This is a genomic window from Streptomyces sp. WAC06614, assembly GCF_003949795.1.
Lineage (GTDB): Bacteria > Actinomycetota > Actinomycetes > Streptomycetales > Streptomycetaceae > Streptomyces.
This window is the reverse complement of the sequence record NZ_RPRY01000399.1, coordinates 1-5601: the sequence shown is the minus strand read 5'-3', so window position 1 is coordinate 5601 and position 5601 is coordinate 1. Positions and strand designations below refer to the sequence as shown.

The 5601-nt window shown below is 73.5% G+C and carries 5 protein-coding genes; 1 reads left to right on the top strand and 4 read right to left on the bottom strand.

The genetic code is table 11. The features are described from left to right. A partial coding sequence (locus tag EF918_RS31670) for a HAMP domain-containing sensor histidine kinase (RefSeq protein ID WP_148141296.1) occupies positions 1-1292 on the bottom strand: 1292 nt, incomplete at its 3' end. A 101-nt stretch (positions 1293-1393) separates the two neighbouring features. Continuing rightward, positions 1394-1678 (bottom strand): hypothetical protein, encoded by a 285-nt coding sequence (locus EF918_RS31665; protein ID WP_125652361.1) that lies wholly within the window; start codon positions 1676-1678, stop codon positions 1394-1396. Positions 1679-1929: 251 nt separating this feature from the next. Between EF918_RS31665 and EF918_RS31660 the strand changes: the two genes are divergently transcribed. After that, positions 1930-2130, top strand: coding sequence for a hypothetical protein (locus EF918_RS31660; protein WP_260610847.1), 201 nt, complete (start codon positions 1930-1932; stop codon positions 2128-2130). A gap of 73 nt (positions 2131-2203) precedes the next feature. On the opposite strand, the gene EF918_RS31655 is transcribed toward EF918_RS31660, so the two are convergent. Next, entirely contained in the window at positions 2204-4210 is a 2007-nt protein-coding gene (locus EF918_RS31655) for an MFS transporter (protein WP_260610846.1), read from the bottom strand. Positions 4211-4325: 115 nt separating this feature from the next. Beyond that, positions 4326-5601, bottom strand: a 1276-nt coding sequence (locus tag EF918_RS31650; protein ID WP_148141295.1) for a D-alanyl-D-alanine carboxypeptidase family protein, incomplete at its 5' end; no start/stop codon positions are given.

Sequence of the window (5601 nt, the reverse complement as noted above, 5' to 3'; positions counted from 1 at the left end):
ACCCCCCGTACCTCCTGGCGGCGGGCCCCCAACGCTTCCGCACGGAAGGCACCAACAAGGGCCACGGCCTGGGCCTGACCATCGCCGCCGGTGGGCGGGTTGGTGAAGGTCAAGGTGGCGCCCAGGGTTTCGGACTGGCCGGCGGCGATGGTCAGGCCCAGGCCGTGGCCCTTGTTGGTGCCTTCCGTGCGGAAGCGTTGGGGGCCCGCCGCCAGGAGGTACGGGGGGTAGCCGGGGCCCGCGTCGGTGACCGTCACCGTGGTCCCGGTGACCGTCACCGTGACCGGGGGTGCGCCGTGCTTGTGGGCGTTGGCGATCAGGTTGCCCAGGATGCGTTCCAGGCGGCGGCGGTCGGTCTCCACGCGGGCCGGTTCCACCAGGTGCAGGGCGGTGTCCGTGCCGGAGGCGCGGATGGTGCGGGCGGCCAGGTCCGCCAGGTCGTGGGGGGCGCAGTCCAGGCGTTCGGCGCCCGTCTCCAGGCGGGAGATCTCCAGCAGGTCCTCGGTCAGGGCGCGCATGGCACGCACCCGGTCGCGGACGAGTTCCGCGGGCCGGCCCGGAGGGAGCAGTTCGGCGGCCGCGTTCAGGCCGGTCAGCGGGGTGCGCAGCTCGTGGGCGACGTCCGCGGTGAAACGCTGCTCGGCCTCCAGCTTGCGCTGGAGGGTGGCGGCCATGCCGTCCAGGGCCTCGGAGACGGCGGCGACCTCGTCCTTGCGGCGCGGTGAGTCGGCGACCCGGGCGTCCAGGTCGCCGGCGCTGATCCGCCGCGCGACCTGGGCGGTCTGGTGCAGCCGCCGGGTGATCCGGGTGACGCCGAGCGCGCCCATCACCAGCGTGCCGCCGATGGCCAGCGCGGACGAGCCGAGGATGGCCCGGTCGAGCTGGGCCAGCGTCCGTACGCTGCTGCTGTAGTCGACGGAGGCGGCGATGACGCCCTGGTCGGCGGGGCCCGCCGCCCACATCGCGGGGCGGCCCCGGTGCTCCCCGACGATCGTGCCGCGGCGGCCGCTCGCGGCCAGGGCGCGCAGTTCCTCGGGCAGGCCCGGCGGGTTGATGCCCTCGCCGCGCCAGGGCCGGCCGCCCGCCTCGTAGGCGGTGGTGATCCGTTCGAGCCGGGCGAGCGCCTTCTCCCGGGCCACGGCGGCGGTCTGCGCGGCCATGGCGCTGTGCACGAGGCCGCCGAGCAGGGCGGCCAGACCGCAGCACATGAAGGTGATGAACAGCGCCGCCTTCCAGGTCAGCGTGGCCGTCCACGCGGGCAGGCGGAACCGGGGCCGGTCTGTCGTGTCCATGATGCCTGGCGGCCCTCCCCCCTGGTGTCGCCGCCGTCGGGGCCGTCGCCCGCCAGGTCACCGTAACCGGCCCTTCGAACGGCTACGCCAGGAGGTCGGGCTCAGCGCTCGGTACGGCCGCGGCGCAGGAGGCCGAGGCCCAGGCTCGTCGCGCCGGCGGCGGCCAGGGCGGCGCCGCCGGCGACCAGGGCGGCAGCGGCCCCGCCGGCGGCCTCGGCCGTGGCGCCGGCCCGGTCGGCCGGCGGGGCGGCCGGGCCTTCGGCGGCGAAGGCGGCGCCGGGGAGGGCGAGCGCGGTGCCGCCCCCGGCGGTGACGGCCCCGGCGGTGACGGCCCCGGCGGTGACGACCCCGACCGTGACGGCAGCGGTACGGAAGGTGGCACGCATGGGGTCTCCCTCGTGTCGGCGCCTCGGCGCCTCGGCGTCTCCGCCTCTCGGCGTCTCGTTGATCGACGCTACGAGGGGCGTGTGGGGGTCGTGCGCCGGTCATGTAACGGTTGTCCGGATACGCGGACGCGAAGGTGTGACGGCGTCTTCCGGGCCTTGCACCAGCGGGTGCATTTGCCCCGGTATCTGCATACCATCCCAATAGTCCGATGGGATGGATGCTGGATGCTTCCTGAAGGAGTGACGACGGGATGGCCAAGGAGCAGAAGCAGGACCTGCGGCTCGGCGCCCCCGGCCTGGACGCCGGGCGGGCACCCCGCTCGACGCACCACGGCTTCGACGGCCCCGTGCGGAGCAAGGTCAAGGGCGGGGTCCACACCAAGGCGGAGCTGAAGCGGGCGGGCGCGCCCCAGGGCGACCGGATCGGCGAACGCACCCGGGGCCTGAGCTAGGACACCACCCCGCCCTGGGCGGGGTGCCGCCGGGGGCCGTGCCGGGCAGCCCGCCCGGCGCGGCCCCCGGCCGCTACGACCGCGGTCCCTGCGGTTTCGGTTCTGCGCGGCGCTGGACCGCGCTTCCCGGTTCGGCGCCCACCGCCTTCAGCACCAGCTCCTGCGGGCATCCTGTGCCGCGCGGGAGCTGGTACGGCGCCGCGATGCGGTACTCCCCCGCCGCCGGCGCGAGCAGCTCGGTCCAGACGTCGCCCGCCGCGTCGGGGGCCGCCTTGAACAGGCAGCCGCTGGTGTTGTCGTACTGCCGGGGGACCAGGCCCTCTTCCTTCGACTCGGCCGTCTCCTGCGGCGCCTCCACCCGCTTGCCGTTCGCGTCGACCAGACCCAGCCACGGCGAGTGCGGGATCCGCAGCAGCACCCGGCCGGGCCGCTGGACGTCGATCACCCAGCGGTCCGCGCCCGCCCTGACCAGGGTGGCGGGGCCGGACACCAGCTCGGTCGGCTCGTGCACCTTGAACAGCTGCCAGTTCGCGTCGCCCCAGATCTGCTGGAGGTACGGCAGCCCCTCGCGCACCAGCTTCGCCTCGTCCTCGCCGCCCGAGTCGGGTTTGTCCGCGGGCAGGACGACGTAGTGCACGCCCCAGCGCTCCAGCCAGGAGCGGTAGCTCTCCTCGGTGAGCGTGTCGTCGTAGAAGAGGGGGTTGCGCTCCAGGTCCGCCTGCCGGTTCCAGCCGCGGGCCAGGTTGACGTACGCGGGGAAGGCGGAGGACTCGCGGTGGCTGCTGGCGGGGACCACCTCGACGCGGCCGCGGTCGGCGCCCGCCCGCTGGAGCTGGTTGACCAGCGGGGCCAGCTCATGCGCCCAGGCGGCCTTGGGGGTGGTACGGACGATGTCCGTGATGCTGTTGGTGGTGATCCAGACGTGGATCCCGACGATCGCGAGCAGCAGGGCGTACCAGCGCCGGGTGCGCGGTACGCAGTACGGGAGGGCGGCCACCAGCACCGCGCCGCCGAAGAGCATGACCATCCGGGTGACGTTGGAGCCGATCTGGGAGTCGATCACCCAGGTCAGGAACACCCCGAGCGCATAGACCCCGGAGGCGATCCGTACGGTCGTCCAGCGGCGCGGCACCAGGAAGACGATCGCGAGTGCGAACACGAACGGCACCCAGGCCGAGCCGATCTTCATCGGCTGGGTGCCGGAGAACGGGAACAGCCAGGCCGACAGCCCCACGACCGCCACCGGCGCGAGGCCCAGCGCGTACGCCCCCGGGCGCCGCCCGGACAGGAACAGCGCGGCGGCCACGACGCCCAGGAACAGCCCGGCCACCGGGCTGGACGCGGTGGCCGTGGCCGCGAGCAGCGCCGCCACGGCGGCCTTGGCCCACCGGCGCTCGGCCCACACGCGCGGCCAGCAGAAGGCGGCGGCGACCGCGCCGAGGGCGAACATGGCGCCGAGGCCGAAGGTGACCCGGCCGGAGAGGGCGTTGCAGAACAGCCCGTACACCCCGGCCAGGGCCGGCCACAGCGGCGAGCGGACGGCGCCGCGGCAGCGGGAGAGGATCAGGGCGGTCAGGCCCGCGGACACGGTCCCGGCGACCATCATCGTGGTCCGCACGCCGAGGACGTGCATCAGGTACGGCGAGACCACGCTGTACGAGACCGGGTGCATGCCGCCGTACCAGGCGAGGTTGTAGGCGGAGTCCGGGTGCCGGCCGACGAACTCGGCCCAGGCGTCCTGGGCGGCGAGGTCACCGCCGCTGTTGGCGAAGCAGTAGAACCAGACCACGTGCAGCACGGCCGCCACGAGCATGGCCGTCACGGCCGGGTGGCGCTCGGCCCGCTGCCGCAGGGCGCGGGCCGCGGACGGCCGTATGCCGGGCTCGGGGTCCTGGCCCGGGTCCTGCTCCGGGCCCTGGCCCTGGCCCTGGCCCGCGCGGTCCCGGCCCGGGTCCTGGCCCGCCCGGTCCCGGCCGGGGCCGGGCTCCTGGGCCGACCGGTCCTGGCCCGGCGTGCGGCCCCGGGCCGGGGTCCGGCCGACCGTACCGGCGCTCTCGGGTGCCTGTTCGGCGGTGGTCACTGACGTACTCCCCAACCTTCGGTACCGGTCACGGTGCCAGGACGCGTTCCGGCACCCCGGGGTTGCCCGGGGTGCCGGAACGCTTCGGCCCGCTCTTCCGGTCGGCCCGCGCGGGTCAGCCCACGCGGGTCAGCTTGCTGCCGATGCCCGGCGCGACGAGGTCGCGCTGGAGGGCGACGGGCACCTTGACCTGGCTGGCGCCCTCGCCGACGGTCAGCATGCCGATCTCGGTGCCCGCCTTCGCGGACTCCGGGATCTTGTTCCCCCCGTCGCCCAGCTTGACGGCGACCGTCAGCGACGGCCACCCGATCGCCTGCACGTCGCCGGTGGCGACCACCGGGGTCTTGCCGCCGACACCGTCGTCGACGTATCCGACCACATCACCCTTCTTGACCACCACCTCGCCGGTCAGCGCCTTCTGCGAGGAGATCATGAGCTGCTTGCTCGCCGCGATGACCGTGTCGATGATGGAGGGCTTGTGCTGGGCGAGGGTGGCGCCGACGATCAGCTGGTTGGTGTTGCCGATCTTCTTCTGGGCCGCCCAGAGGAGGTTGCCGCCGGCCTTGGTGGTCGTACCGGTCTTGATGCCGAGCGAGTCGTTGTAGGGGACGAGACGGTTCCAGTTGTCCCAGGTCTTGCCGGAGGGGTCGGTCCACTTCGGCTTCTTGGTGATGTCGAGGAGCGTCTCGATCTCGACGAGCTTCAGACCCAGCTTCACCTGGTCCTCGGCGGTGCTGACCGTGGTCGCGTCCAGACCCGAGGGGTCCGTGTACGTGGTGTTGGTCATGCCGAGTTCCTTGGCGGTGTCGTTCATCTTCTTGACGAACGCCTCCTGGTCGCCGCCGGAGTCCCAGCGGGCGAGCAGCCGCGCGATGTTGTTGGCCGACGGGATCATGAGGGCGGCGATCGCGTCGTACTCGGAGATCTTCTCGCCCTCCCTCACCGTGTCGAGGGTCGACTCGTTGTCGGTGGAGTTGTTCTTCTTGCCCTCGGTCTCCGCCGTCTTGTCGACGTCGATCATCGCGCCCTTCTCACCCTTCTTGATGGGGTGGTCGCGCAGGATGATGTACGCCGTCATGGACTTGGTGACGCTGGCGATCGGCACCGGCTTCTGGTCGCCGTACGTGCCGAGGGTGCCGAGGCCGGCCGCGGCCACGGCGGCCTGGCCCTCGGCGGGCCAGGCCAGGCTCGGCTTGTCCCCGGCGAAGTTGAAGGAGGACTTGGCCGTCATGACCAACTTGGGCGCGGGCAGCGGGCGGACGAGCTGGACGATGCCCAGGACGAGGATCAGCAGGGCGACCAGCGGCGTGTAGATCTTGACCCGGCGCACGGCGGTGCGCATGGGGCTGGGCGGCGGGGGCGGGTTGTTGGTCAGCTCCGCCAGCATGTCC

Bases quoted from the DNA above. Each gene is read 5' to 3' on its own strand.
- EF918_RS31660 (WP_260610847.1), top strand. From the start codon at position 1,930: ATGGCCAAGGAGCAGAAGCAGGACCTGCGGCTCGGCGCCCCCGGCCTG.
- EF918_RS31665 (WP_125652361.1), bottom strand. From the start codon at position 1,678: ATGCGTGCCACCTTCCGTACCGCTGCCGTCACGGTCGGGGTCGTCACC.